Annotated in this window: 11 protein-coding genes and 1 riboswitch; of the genes, 10 read left to right on the forward strand and 1 reads right to left on the reverse strand. The window is 47.3% G+C overall.

The annotated features are described in order from the left end of the window. Positions 1–3: 3 nt before the first annotated feature. The 10 genes from cbiB to ABIE27_RS22370 all read left to right on the forward strand — a co-directional run bounded on the left by cbiB (position 4) and on the right by ABIE27_RS22370 (position 10,718). Positions 4–981: an adenosylcobinamide-phosphate synthase CbiB gene (cbiB, locus tag ABIE27_RS22325; RefSeq protein ID WP_429351528.1), complete on the forward strand. Its 978-nt coding sequence runs from the start codon at positions 4–6 to the stop codon at positions 979–981. Further along, positions 975–1,634, forward strand: a complete 660-nt coding sequence (locus ABIE27_RS22330) for a histidine phosphatase family protein (RefSeq protein WP_429351491.1) — start codon at positions 975–977, stop codon at positions 1,632–1,634. Before cbiB ends, ABIE27_RS22330 begins: the two co-directional genes overlap by 7 nt. Before the next feature lie 178 nt (positions 1,635–1,812). Further along, positions 1,813–1,942: riboswitch (cobalamin riboswitch) on the forward strand. A 400-nt stretch (positions 1,943–2,342) separates the two neighbouring features. Further along, positions 2,343–3,338: an ABC transporter substrate-binding protein gene (locus ABIE27_RS22335; protein ID WP_123063339.1), complete on the forward strand. Its 996-nt coding sequence runs from the start codon at positions 2,343–2,345 to the stop codon at positions 3,336–3,338. Further along, positions 3,335–4,381 (forward strand): FecCD family ABC transporter permease, encoded by a 1,047-nt coding sequence (locus tag ABIE27_RS22340; RefSeq protein ID WP_123063340.1) that lies wholly within the window; start codon positions 3,335–3,337, stop codon positions 4,379–4,381. The genes ABIE27_RS22335 and ABIE27_RS22340 overlap by 4 nt, the downstream gene beginning before the upstream one ends. A gap of 29 nt (positions 4,382–4,410) precedes the next feature. After that, positions 4,411–5,193, forward strand: a complete 783-nt coding sequence (locus ABIE27_RS22345) for an ABC transporter ATP-binding protein (protein WP_123063440.1) — start codon at positions 4,411–4,413, stop codon at positions 5,191–5,193. 45 nt (positions 5,194–5,238) lie between these two features. After that, entirely contained in the window at positions 5,239–6,360 is a 1,122-nt protein-coding gene (gene cobT / locus ABIE27_RS22350; RefSeq protein ID WP_429351492.1) for a nicotinate-nucleotide--dimethylbenzimidazole phosphoribosyltransferase, read from the forward strand. Continuing rightward, the gene (gene cobU, locus ABIE27_RS22355; protein ID WP_429351493.1) at positions 6,357–6,917 is read left to right on the forward strand and encodes a bifunctional adenosylcobinamide kinase/adenosylcobinamide-phosphate guanylyltransferase; all 561 of its coding nucleotides are present in this window, start codon (positions 6,357–6,359) and stop codon (positions 6,915–6,917) included. Before cobT ends, cobU begins: the two co-directional genes overlap by 4 nt. Beyond that, positions 6,914–7,813 (forward strand): adenosylcobinamide-GDP ribazoletransferase, encoded by a 900-nt coding sequence (gene cobS, locus ABIE27_RS22360; protein ID WP_429351494.1) that lies wholly within the window; start codon positions 6,914–6,916, stop codon positions 7,811–7,813. The genes cobU and cobS overlap by 4 nt, the downstream gene beginning before the upstream one ends. A gap of 135 nt (positions 7,814–7,948) precedes the next feature. Beyond that, positions 7,949–9,529 carry a cobyric acid synthase gene (locus ABIE27_RS22365; RefSeq protein ID WP_429351529.1) on the forward strand — a complete coding sequence of 527 codons (1,581 nt, stop codon included), beginning with the start codon at positions 7,949–7,951 and terminating at the stop codon, positions 9,527–9,529. 286 nt (positions 9,530–9,815) lie between these two features. Continuing rightward, positions 9,816–10,718, forward strand: coding sequence for a hypothetical protein (locus tag ABIE27_RS22370; RefSeq protein WP_429351495.1), 903 nt, complete (start codon positions 9,816–9,818; stop codon positions 10,716–10,718). Positions 10,719–10,892: 174 nt separating this feature from the next. On the opposite strand, the gene ABIE27_RS22375 is transcribed toward ABIE27_RS22370, so the two are convergent. Next, positions 10,893–12,593, reverse strand: coding sequence for a methyl-accepting chemotaxis protein (locus tag ABIE27_RS22375; RefSeq protein WP_123063345.1), 1,701 nt, complete (start codon positions 12,591–12,593; stop codon positions 10,893–10,895). Between the last annotated feature and the right edge of the window lie 274 nt (positions 12,594–12,867).

The raw sequence follows: 12,867 nt of genomic DNA on the forward strand, positions 1-12,867 counted from the left end.
GGCATGTCTGGAGCTTGGATCATCATTCTTGCATACATATTAGACCGATGCATCGGAGACCCGCGCTGGATTCCGCATCCCGTTATCGGCATGGGGAAAGGCATCTCGGCACTGGAGCGTGTTATTCGTGCACGTGTACATACAGATATGGGACTGAAAAAAGCGGGGATCTGGTTCCCGATCTTGATTGCAGGGGGGGCTTTTGCTGTCACATGGGGTCTGCTCCTTCTGCTGGATCTGATTCATCCGATCTTGGCGGCTGCAGCCGAAATTATCCTGATCGCAACAACGATTGCTTCCAAAGGTTTGCGTGATGCAGGCATGGAAGTGTACCGCCACCTGAAACAGCAGGATTGGCCTGGAGCCAGGCGTTCACTCGGCATGATTGTTGGACGTGATACGGCGCATCTGGACGAGCCGGAGGTTGTTCGGGGAACGGTGGAGACCGTTGCGGAAAACATTGTGGATGCCATTGTGTCGCCGCTATTCTATGCGCTCATTGGTGGTGCTCCGCTGGCTATGGCCTACCGTGCCGTCAATACGCTGGATTCCATGGTTGGATATAAAAATGATAAATATCTGCATCTCGGCTGGGCCTCCGCCCGGCTTGATGATTGGGCTAACTGGATTCCCGCGCGCGTGACCGCTCTGCTGTTAATTGTAGGCGCATGGGTGCTAAAACTGGATGCCAAAGGCGCAGCGCGTATGGTTTCTCGGGACGCGAGGCTGCATCCCAGCCCGAATAGCGGTTTTCCCGAGTCGGCAGTGGCTGGAGCGCTAGGCATTCGGCTGGGCGGGCATAACGTGTATCACGGCGTTGCTTCATTTCGAGCTTATATGGGCGAAGCTGCGCGGCCGATGGAGTCGGAAGATATCGTGCGAACGACACGACTGATGTTTTGGTCAGCGGGAGCTTTTGTGAGCCTTTGTTTCTTGGCAACCTGGGGTGTGTGGTTAGCAGGAGGTGCGTTGTTGTGGTAATTAAAGAATTAGAACAGCTTGGATCAAAACAGTTTTCGTCGAAGCGGAGCATCGTACTGATCCGTCATGGAACAACCCAGTGGAATGTGGAAAAAAAATATTTGGGCCATACCGACATTGGCCTGTTGCCTGACGCGCAAGAAGAGCTGGCTCTGCTGAGCGAGCAGTGCCGCAATCTCACATGGGATGCGGTGTATTGCAGTGATCTGCTTCGTTGCCGTCAGACGCTGGCACACATTGCACCGCAGATGATTGAGCAAGCGACGTTTGATTCGCGCCTGCGCGAGAATCATTTTGGACAATGGGAAGGCCTGAATTATGAGCAATTGAAGGATAATCTCTTGTACCGGAGCTGGATTGATGATCCCCGCAAGGTATTCCCCCCTGAAGGAGAAGCGTGGCGGACTTTCGCGGAACGAGTGGATTCTTTTCTGCACGAACATATCTGGTCGGAGCATTCACATAAACATTCACACAAGACACTTATTGTGACACATGGCGGTGTGATCCGTTATATGATGTCCCGGCTCATCAACGGCGTGGGGTTTTGGGATACACATGTCATCCCTGGACAGGCTATTCAGGTTGATCTTGAAAAGCAAGGGGATCACTGGCTTGGCAGACGAGTGAATTTTCCGTACATCGGGTTGTAAGGTGGTGCAATATACCCTATAATCACAACAGAAGTGTGACTCGGACGGACATATTTAGTGTGATGTGCTGAGAGGCCTGAACTGACGTGATTCGTGCGAAGAGCACTGCGAAAATGTTTGATCTGAATTAACCATCTTTAACGACCAAGGGTCCCTCGTGCAAAGCCAATGTTCAAGGTGAACAAGGACAAGTTATGGTGCGCACAAGGGTAAAATGGGGAAGCTGGTGCAAATCCGGCACGGTCCCGCCACTGTGAAACAGGAGCCATCCTGTAAGTCAGATTACCAGCCCTGGACGTACAAGCCGGTGTTCCTTCGAGGAAAGGACAACGTTTCGGGCCATTCTGTGCGCATGGACAGTTATCTGCTGAACATGTATCCGGAGTGCCGTATGCGAGACGTCATCCCTCATCCTTGTTTAAGGATCAGGGATTTTTTTGTTGTACACGATGTGGTGGAGTCATTTTATACACGTATAACGGAGAGTGCAGAACCAATTCGGAGAAACGAAGTGCTCGCCTGAAAGCTTTCTACAAGAAAGCTACATCGAAAGCATACGCTTATCACCGAATTTTTCCTTTTGAATAAGGGAATTAAAAAAAATCTGGGGGTAACAGCGATCGGAAAATGGTACTGCAATCGGAGTGGCATCGTGTATATAACAAAAGCAACAACAATAGTACAGATAGAGAAGGGGAGTTTAAATCAATGATTAAGAACTGGAAAGCACTCACATCCCTGTTGAGCGCAGCAATGTTGGCACTGGCGCTGGCTGGATGCGGTAATACCGCAACAAAAGAAGGAGCGGGCAGCTCACAGCAACCTGCACAGGAGCAGTCTCAAGAGCAAACACAAAAGGATCTTAAAACCCAATATCCACTGACCGTTACGGATGCAACGGGTGAGTCTTTCACTTTTGAAAAAGCACCAACCAAAATCGTATCCGTATCTCCGGCTGAAACAGAGTCTCTGTTTGCCCTTGGGTTGGACAATGAAATTATTGGTGTTTCCGATTATGATGATTATCCGGAAGCGGCAAAAACAAAAGCAAAAATGGGCGGTATTAACAAGCCGAATGAAGAATCCGTTATTGCAGCAGATGCGGATATCGTATTCGGAGGCATTTCATTGAGTGAGGATGCAGTGAAAAAGCTGCGTGATCTGGGCATCACCATTTTCAAAACCGATCCTAAATCCATTGACGATGTGATAAACAATATCGAAACATTCGGTAAAATTACCGATCATCAAGAGCAGGCACAGAAGCTGATTACACAGATGAAGCAGGATGTAACAGATGTAACCGAAGCGGTCAAAGCCGTAAAACCAGAAGATAAGAAAAAAGTATACATCGAGTTCTCCCCAGGCTGGACGGTTGGTAAAGGTGAGTTCATGGATGAACTGATCACCGTAGCTGGAGGAATGAATATTGCTGCTGATAAAGAAGGTTGGTATGAGATTAACGAGGAAAATGTGATTGCCTCCAACCCGGACGTTATTCTGTATACAAATGATGTTGTTGACGAAAATTCCAAAACGCTGGATCAGATTATCAAAGCACGTAGCGGCTGGGATCAAATTACGGCGATGAAAAACAATGCTGTGATTGGACTGGATGCCAACTTGCTCAGCCGTCCGGGCCCACGTATAACTCAAGGGTTGAAAGATGTTGCCAAAGCGATCTATCCTGACCTGTTCAAATGAGCAGAAAGCTGATCCTGTTCGGAACGATGGGTGTGGTGCTGCTGGTGCTTACCGTGCTCATCTGTACGGGCATTGGTTCAGTGGCGCTGCCCATCCGGGACATCGCTGGTATTCTCGTTCACAACATGCCATGGGTGGGTGACTGGATTACACCCGATTGGAGCAAGGCTGCCGAACAGATTATCTGGAAAGTGCGCTTCCCGCGTGTCTTACTTGCGATGCTCGTAGGTGCTTCACTAGCAATTGCAGGGGCGGGCTTTCAAGGTGTGCTACGCAATCCTCTGGCTGATCCATTCACACTGGGGGTTTCCTCTGGTGCTTCGGTGGGGGCGGCATTCCTGATATTCTTTGGTTTACAGTACGCTATAATTGGTATTTGGACACTGCCGCTGGTTGCTTTTTTGACCGGTGTAGTCACGTTATGGTTTGTGTTGTCGCTGGCTCGTGAAGGGCGGAAAATACCAACACACAGCCTGATTCTGGCAGGTGTGGTCATGCAAAGTTTCTTGGGGGCGGTCGTTTCCTTCCTATCGACCATGTCGAAGCAGACAATCAATGAAATTATATACTGGACGATGGGAAGTCTGGCACTGCGCGGGTGGTCGTATACGACCATCCTTTTCCCGTATTTTCTGCTTGGATTAATTTTTCTATGGAGCCGGGCACGTTCGCTGAATGTCTTGGCACTGGGTGAACGTCAGGCAGCGCATATTGGTGTTGGTGTGGACAGGCTCAAGTTATCTGTGCTCGCTGTAGGTACATTGCTAACGGCAGGAGCTGTTTCTGTTTCAGGAGTCATCGGTTTTGTGGGCTTGGTTATTCCGCATATTTTGCGATTGCTGGTGGGGCCGGATTATCGATTGCTGGTACCTTTGTCTGCGATTGGTGGTGCGATTTTTATGGTATGGGCAGACACCATAGCTCGCTCCTTGCTGGCACCGACTGAAATACCGCTAGGCGTTGTGACCGCTTTTGTCGGTGCGCCATTCTTCGCTTACCTGTTGCATCGGAATAAAAAGCTGAGGAAAGGGATGATGCCGTGACTGCCGAAAAAGATGATGCTGCCGCTGCTATGTTGGTAACTGTTGCACGGGCGGGCAAAACCTATGGTGATTATCATGCCCTGCATCCTACCGATTGGCGAATTAAAGAAGGAGATTGGTGGGGTGTCGTTGGCCCAAATGGAAGCGGAAAATCAACACTACTCCAGCTTATTGCAGGAACGGAACCGTTAAGCGAAGGCCAGATCAGCATTGATGGTCGAGATATCGGATCATATAGTCGTAAGGAACTGTCACGCATGATTGCAGTTCTACAACAGGATGGCTTACCCGCAATTTCCTATCCGGTTCGAGATGTTGTTGAGATGGGACGTTATCCTTACCAAAACTGGCTAGGCCGTGAATCGGCAGAGGGAGCCCGTGTGGTGGACAGAGTGCTTGAAGAACTGGGACTCACGGAACTGGCAGATCGACCGCTGGATTCCCTTAGTGGCGGACAACGGCAGCGAGTAGCCTTGGCCAAGGTCATGGCACAGGAGCCGCGATTACTATTGCTTGACGAACCAACGACGTTTCTCGATATCAAATATCAATTGCAGTTTATGGAGTTGTTAGCAGCATGGCAGAAGAAGAGCAACATTACGATTGTAGCGGTATTGCATGATCTCAATCTGGCTGCTTTGTTCTGCGATCATATCTTGGCTTTGCGTGAAGGCAAGGTAGTCGGAGAGGGGACACCTTATAGCTTGATGACGGGAGAGCAGATTCAAGAGATTTTTCGTGTTAAACCTGCGATGGTGTCCCATCCGGATCATTCGGTTCCTCAACTGTTGTTGCGGCGGGACATGGATTAAACGAGGCGGGATAGCCTCTATTTTGATGAAGGAAGTGCTGGTTGAATGAAGAAGGAAGAACAGGTATTGGAGCAAGTGTTAAATAAGATTGCGGCTCCTGATTCAAAAATTGCTGCGGAAACGTCTGCTCATGTGGATATACTGACGAAACCGCCGGGTAGTCTCGGGAAATTGGAAGAACTTGTGATTCGACTTGCAGGGATGACAGGCCAAACTCGTCCATGTTTTGATCGCAGGGCTGTGGTCGTCATGGCTGCGGATCACGGGGTCGTAGCTGAAGGAATCAGTGCTTTTCCAGCCGAAGTTACACCGCAGATGGTCATGAATTTTCTGGCTGGAGGCGCTGCAGTCAATGTCCTTGCTCGTCATGCCAGAGCCGAAGTGATTTGTGTCGATATCGGTGTAAATGCTGACCTTGAGCACGCCAACCTGCTCTCCCGCAACATTCGTAAAGGTACGGCCAACATGGCTCAAGGAGCCGCGATGACTCGGGATGAGGCCATTCGGGCTATTTTAGTAGGTGTGGATGTCGTTGCCGCAGAAGTGGCAAAAGGGACAGGGCTGTTTGTCACTGGAGAAATGGGGATTGGCAACACGACGGCAAGCGCTGCAGTGATGAGTGCCCTGACCGGCGTTGCACCAGTAGCTGCTGTTGGGAGAGGAACTGGCCTGGATGATGAAGGTGTGCTGCGCAAGGCTGCTGTCATAAGTCAGGCTTTGAGCGTTAACACACCTGACCCTGAAGATGCGATAGATGTCCTGTGCAAGGTAGGCGGATTGGAGATTGCCGGGCTCACCGGCGTTATCCTCGCGGCTGCGGCCCATCGCTGTCCAGTTGTTGTAGATGGTTTCATCTCTACGGCTGCGGCGCTGATCGCAAGAAAGCTGGCTCCCCTGAGTACAGCTTATATGATCGCTTCCCATACTTCACATGAGAATGGGCATGCGGCTCTGCTGCGAGAACTTGACTTGAAGCCGATGCTGGATCTCGATATGCGTCTTGGTGAGGGAACGGGTGGAGTACTCAGTCTGCATCTCATTGATGCAGCGTGTCTTATTTTGAATGAGATGGGGACCTTTGCAAGTGCGGGTGTTTCAGACGGAACGAATCAGCCTTCCGACTCTGATTCCAAGGTATTACCTGTTCAGGGAGATGGCTCCCGATGAGTGTGTTGGTTACTGGGGGTGCTCGCAGTGGTAAAAGTTCGTTTGCCGAACGTCTGTGCATGCAGCGTTCTTCCGAAGCCTGGTATGTAGCCACTGCTCAGGCGTATGATGACGAGATGCGTGAACGCATAACAATGCACCGGCAGCAGCGTGAAAGTTCCGGTTACCTCTGGCGTACGATGGAGGAACCCTTGGCTTTGCCTGCTCTAATTCAGCAGATGGGTGAAGGGCATACGGGCACGTCCGCACCAACGATTCTGGTGGATTGCTTGACTCTCTGGCTGACGAATGTGTTATTGGCCCATGAACATGATGAAGATCACGTGTTACAAGGTCATCTGGATGCACTGGTAGAAGCGGTCCAAACCTATCCTGGCTTGCTTGTGCTGGTTACCAATGAAGTAGGGGATGGAATTGTACCGGAATATAAGCTTGGTCGTGTGTATCGTGATCTGGCAGGTGTACTTAATCAGCGCATCGCAGCAATCTGTCGTGAAGTGTTTCTTGTCACGGTAGGCATTCCGATCGAATTGAAAAGTAAGGAGTATCGCTTATGAAGCACCACTCAGCGGGCTCGCCCGTTCCGCAGCGGAAACATGCGGCTGCAGCAGCCTTTCAATTCCTGTCTCGTTTTCCTGTGAAAATGCAGCTCGATTTTGTGCCGCCATTGCTACGCGAAAGTGTGGTGTATTATCCACTGGTCGGCGCTGCAATCGGTCTATGTGTCTGGTTGGTCGCCGCTCTGAGTGGTGCGTTGCTTCCCGCATTTCCGGCGGCAGTTTTGACGTTGACCGTATGGGTCTGGCTTACCGGCGGGTTGCATCTCGACGGATGGATGGATACGGCAGATGGACTGCTCAGTTACCGCAGCCGCGAGCGAATGCTGGAGATTATGAAAGACAGCCGAGTGGGAGCGATGGGGGTTATCGCTTGTGTGCTGCTGCTTATGATGAAGGCGGCACTGATTGCTGACATGATTGCCCGCGGCAATTGGGGGTACGGTGTGTTACTGATTTTGCCCATGATCTGGAGCCGATGGTTTATGGTTTATGCCATGTCAGCCTGGCCTAATGCACGGGGGGATGATGGACTTGCCGTTTTATTCAAAGGGCTTGGAGAGCGGAATGAAGTCCAGCGGGCACGCAGCGCTGCGATTGGACTTACGATGGTCTCAGGCGTCATTACAATGGCTGTCGTGTGGCTGTTTAAACCGGATATAGCCATTGCAGATGCCATGGTTAGCGGGTTTGGGTCGCTCCCTTGGTGGCTGTATCCTGTAACGTCAGTCATCGTACTGCCTGTGGCGTGTTATTATATAGGGCGATTTGTTGCTTCCCGGATCAGTGCCCGGCTCGGAGGGCTTACCGGAGATACGTATGGTGCCATGAATGAATTGTTGGAAGCGGCTTTATTGACGGGGTTAAGCGTGCTTCAAGGACTGTTTTGGCTGTAGAGGTTGAGCTGCCCAGAATTTTACTGGAGAATTTTCGTTTGGTTTGAGCATGATCGTTGTACAGCAAGTTAATCGCGCAAAAGACAGGAGTGAGGAACCGTGGAAGATCAGGTAAAACAACCAGCGGCTGTACTCATGCTGCAAGGCACGGCTTCTGATGTAGGTAAAAGTGTCATTACAACGGCACTGTGCCGGATTTTCAAGCAAGATGGTTTCAGACCCGCACCGTTTAAGTCACAGAATATGGCGCTGAACTCCTATGTTACGGAAGACGGCAAGGAGATTGGCCGGGCGCAGGGGGCACAGGCTGAAGCGTGTGGCATTGAAGCAACCACGGATATGAATCCGATTCTAATCAAACCTGTGCGGGATATGCATTCACAGATCGTGGTGCATGGCGTTCCTTTTGCGCAGATGAGCGCGTCGGATTATCGTCAGCATTTCTTACCCGAAGCGAAGCAGACTGTTATGGATGCATTAAATCGGTTGCGCGATACATATGACATCGTATTAATGGAGGGAGCAGGCAGTCCGGCAGAGATTAACCTGAAAGATCGGGATATTGTTAACATGAATCTGGCGGGATGGGCCGATGCGCCGGTTATTCTGATTTCTGACATTGATCGTGGTGGTGTGTTTGCTTCGATCGTGGGTACGCTCGAACTGCTGGAGTCACATGAGAAATCTCGTGTAAAAGGATTTATCATCAATAAGTTCAGAGGGGATCTCTCTCTGCTGCAGCCAGGGTTAGACTGGCTTGAAGAACGGACTGGAATACCTGTCCTGGGTGTATTGCCATACATAAGAGATATTCAGATCGAGGCAGAAGATTCGGTGGTGCTGGATTCCCTGCGGCATGGCAAAAAGGAACATATGGAACTTGACATTGCCGTAATCCGTTATCCACGTATCTCCAACTTTACGGACTTCGATGCATTATCCCGTGAACCGGACGTGAATGTACGATATGTGACTTCACCGGAGGAATTGGGTAGCCCGGATGCCATTATTTTGCCGGGCACAAAAGATACGATCGGAGACCTGATTTATGTTCGGGAATCGGGACTGGAACAGGCGATCCATTCTCACTCAGAGCTTGAACATGTTCAACTTGTAGGTATATGCGGCGGGTATCAAATGCTGGGGCAACACTTGTTTGATCCGTATGCGGTTGAGGCAAACCAAGCCCAGGAAGCGGTGGGACTTGGCAGACTGCCGTTATCAACAACCTTCCTTCGGCACAAACAGACGGTCAGAGTTATAGGCAACGTACAGCCTGAACATCCCATTCGGCTACATGGCGGAAAACAAGTTGAGCCTTCGGCCATACCTATTAAGGGATATGAAATCCATATGGGTGTAACGGAATGTCGCGAACCTGAACAGGTAACCGCTTTGTTTGAAATCGCTCATGCTGGCGGACAAGCCTTCTTGGAAGGATGGGGCACATCAGATGGGAAAGTGTGGGGAACGTACCTGCACGGTCTGTTTGAAAGTGATCAATTCCGGCGTTCCTGGTTGAACGGACTGCGTACAGCAAAAGGACTTGCTCCACTGGAGGAAACATACAGTGCTCAGGAGCGTAAAGAAATGGAGTTTGATCGAGTAGCTGCCTCTTTGCGCTCATCCCTGGATATGAAGCAAGTGTATGAGATTATGGGTGTGACACAGCCATTAGAAGTGCCTTATACCATTAATAATAATTTGTTTAAATAGAACGCAATGAGGAATCTAACAATGTCTCTCACAATGCATATTGGGTAATATAATCAGTGGGCACGTAATAGTGAAACAGGATGTAGGTCAGAAAGCTTTCTTGAAATATCCAAAAAGAAACTCCGAAAAATGTGGAGTTTCTTTTTGTCCTATATCAATTTAATGATTTTTATAAGTAATACAGAGGGAGTAGAGAGTTCGTAATACTTTCGCCATGTTTATTAGAGATTGAACTTGATATGCTAAATGCAAGTAAAAGCTAGAAGTACTAATTGGAGGAACTAAAATGAATCCAGATATTGAAATAGTCAATTGGCTTAATAAACAGTTTGATGAAGATGGAGATCTTAAAAGTATTACGTTTGAGATGTGTAACTATATTGATGAAGAAATTGGGGACGGAGTCAAATCTGAAAAGTCACATAATTTGCTTAAAGCTGTTAGACAAGACCTACAAAAAATTCATTTGATAGTTGATAAAATGAATTTCTTTCATAAGCAGAGCCTGAGTAATTCCCAAGATGAATTTTTTAGAGATTCCATAGGATTCAGTACAATTCCTACTTATCTCGGGATGGATATAGAGTACTTTTTTGTGAAGTACAGATCAATTATTGATTATTCAATAGATTTATTAGTTGAGTTTTATCCTGAATTAAAGAAAAAACGTTATAAATTAGAGGATAAAATGAACTACCTACATGATGTTTTTAAAGAGAATGAATTCATAACAAAAATGATATTATCGACTAAATGGTTTTATCAGTTTAAGGAGATAAGGAATAGCATTGTTCATAACGGTGCAAGTTGCCTTATTTTCAATGAGAGTGGAAATAGGGAGATCTTATTTCAAATTTACAATACTGAATTAACAGAGTTGTTAGTCGACAATGATTACTACAAGTACAATCAAAATGTATATTTCTTCAGACGAATATATGTTGTATATATGGCTTACTTATTGTTTTATCTTGAAACACTATTTAGATCCATAATAGCAAAGAAGAAGGGTATTCAATTCTCAAAAGTTGAAGAGAAATATTCGACTAACTTACCAGAGATTCCGATTCCGGGTTTTAAAATAACTCACATACCTAACCAAAGTGCAAAGGTTTTATTAGATTGGACGTTAGACTATTTGAATAACTTAGATTTCAAAGATAAGAGCTTTTTATCTGACAATAACTAACATCTGATTGGCTATCATATGCAGTTTTATAACAAAAAAAGGCACCCCCATGACAAGCATACGTTCAGTTCGAACGAAAATTACTGTCATGGGGGTGTTTATTTTATCATTCATTTTTGTTTAAATCAGTTGATGCAGGGTAAAAAATATTTGTTCGTTATGGACGTTTAATCATTAGTCGATTTTAAACTTCTTCATTGCTGTTTGCAGCTCGACAGCTTGTTCATGCAGATGGCGCACCGTGTTGGAATGAGAGTCCATCTCACTGAGTTGCATTTCTGCGGTAGTTGCAATCTGTTCCATGCTCTCACGGGCCTTGGATGTAATCTGTGCCGTTTCTTCCACCGAGGCGCTAACTTCTTCTGCACCTGCAGAAACCTGTTGGGTGGAGGAGGAAACGGTTTGAATGGTCAGATTGACATTTTGAATCAATTCATTGAGCTGCTGGAAGGCTGAACCTGCCTGTTGTACGACAGCAGTTCCAGAACCAATTTCTTGCGTTACCCGGTTCATCGCACTTACGGAACGTTCGGCATCTTCACGAATCGTACCGAGATAATCGGCAATTTCTTCGGTCGCTGTCTTGGATTGTTCCGCCAGCTTGCGGACTTCTCCAGCCACTACGGCGAATCCGCGTCCGTGTTCGCCGGCACGGGCCGCTTCAATGGAAGCGTTAAGAGACAGCATGTTAATCTGTTTCGTAATTTCAAAAATAGAATTGACAATGGTACCGATGGCAACAGAACGCTCATTCATCGTTTCGATATAACGCAGCGATTCACTAGCGGTCTGTCCGACAAGTTCCATCTGATTCACTGCATTTTGTGCCAGTTGATTGCCGTTAAGCGCCTCTGTTGCAGCTTCATTGATTTGTTCGGATACTTCGGCTGCAGAAGTCGCGATATGCATAATACCTTGGGTGATCTCTTCCATCGCTCTTGCGTTCTCGGATGCACTGGAAGCGATACTGACGCTGCCTTTTCCAGCTTCTTCGGCAGCATGGCTGGAGTTCTGTACCATACCAGACATGGACTCTACACGCTCAAGCAAGTCATTGGAACCCACAACGACCTCATTGGAGGTTGTCAGGGCACGGCTAATCATATCTTTGAGATTATGTGTCATCGTCTGGAAGCTGAAGGCCAGTTGGGCGATCTCATCTTTGCCTTTAATTTGCAACTCAGCGGTAAGATCACCTTGAGAGATTCGTTTACTATGTTCTACAAGTTTAATGATTGGTTTAGTGACTCTTTTGATCATACTAGTAGAAATGAGCCAGCCAAGGACAAATACTAACGCTGTAATACCGAGGCACAGCCAGAAAATTTGAGCAATTTTATCTTGAACAAACTTGGCATCCATGCTAACAGCCATGAGCATATTGCTTCCGGCAATCGGCATAAATGCTGCTTTATGTACACCATAAGAATCAGAGAACACCGGGCTAATGACCGCTTGTTTCTTCTCGCTTGCTTGGGTCATGGAAGGTTCTACATCAATTGAGTCCCCGGGTTTAAATTTGGAGTTAATGCTAGCGACAACAACGGTGGCTTTACCATCTTGCACAGCAATAACGTAAGCAGCATCAAGGCTATGTTCTTTGGATTGATCAGCCAGATAGGAACCTACCGTCATGGCAGCACCTTCAGCACCTGCACCGCCACTTTGGATCTGCAAAAGTTTGGATGAGGATGTATTTTTGTAAATATCCTGAATGGACGTATTCAGAACTTTGTCGAACTGAGGCAGTACGTAACTTTGAATAATATTCATCGATACGGCATAAAAACTGATACTAAACAACAGGGAGGCAACAAGTAATACTAGGAATAACGTGCCCCTGATCTTGCCAGCAACGGTGCGTTTGCGAAACATAGAATCACCCTTTCACGTCATCTTCAATAACATTGTCCCTTATTCAGTTCTCTATGGCCTTTTTACTAACGAAGAAAGACCTATTTTTTGTGTTTGTGAAACTCTCGAATAAGCGGATATACCCATTTTACAAAATTAACCGCGGGTTGAATAGAAGAATTTTCATAAAACTGCATAATTATTTTCATCAATCCAGAATGAATAACATGAATATTACATAATATCAATTAATACCTACCAGAATAGTTTGATATATGTTATATTGTTCATTGTC

Origin of the sequence: Paenibacillus sp. 4624, from assembly GCF_050435065.1 — a bacterium.
In the GTDB taxonomy this organism is placed as follows: domain Bacteria; phylum Bacillota; class Bacilli; order Paenibacillales; family Paenibacillaceae; genus Paenibacillus; species Paenibacillus amylolyticus_D.